The organism is Pseudomonas sp. HMSC08G10, from assembly GCF_001808425.1.
In the GTDB taxonomy this organism is placed as follows: domain Bacteria; phylum Pseudomonadota; class Gammaproteobacteria; order Pseudomonadales; family Pseudomonadaceae; genus Aquipseudomonas; species Aquipseudomonas guariconensis.
Map to the genome: position 1 here is coordinate 1 of NZ_KV793286.1, position 567 is coordinate 567.

The following is a 567-nucleotide window of genomic DNA, read 5'->3' on the forward strand; positions in this document are numbered from 1 at the left end:
ACGGACACGCGCATCACCTACCATCGCCACGATGCCCGTGGCTTTCTGACCCAGAGCACCGACCCGCGCCTGCACGAGGCCGGGGTGGTCAACTTCACCTACCTGACGAGCCTGGCCGGTGAGGTCTTGCGCACGCAAAGCGTCGATGCCGGAACATCACTGGCCCTGAGCGATGTCGCCGGTAGGCCGTGCCTGACCCTGCACAACCTCAGCCCCGACAACGACGAGCCACCCGTGACCCGCACCTGGCAGTACGAGGACGCCTCGCTGCCGGGCCGCCCACTGTACGTGACGGAGCAGGTGGCCGGTGCGCCGGCACGCATCATCGAGCGCTTTGTCTGGGCATGCCCCACGCCGGAGGCCCAAGCGCAAAACCTGGCTGGCCAGTGCATTCGTCACTACGACCCCGCCGGGCTGGTGAGGACCGAGCGCATTGCCCTGACCGGCGTGTCTCAGTCGGTCACCCGACAACTGCTCAAGAATGCCGACAGCCCTGACACCCTCGTCGATTGGCAGGGCGAGGACGACGCGGGGCTCGAGCCCGACCCGTACACCACCCAGACCACC

The 567-nt window shown here is 67.5% G+C and carries 1 pseudogene; it reads left to right on the forward strand.

Annotated elements, in window-relative coordinates:
• Positions 1–567 (forward strand): annotated as a pseudogene (locus HMPREF3173_RS24505) (RHS repeat protein); the annotation flags it as partial.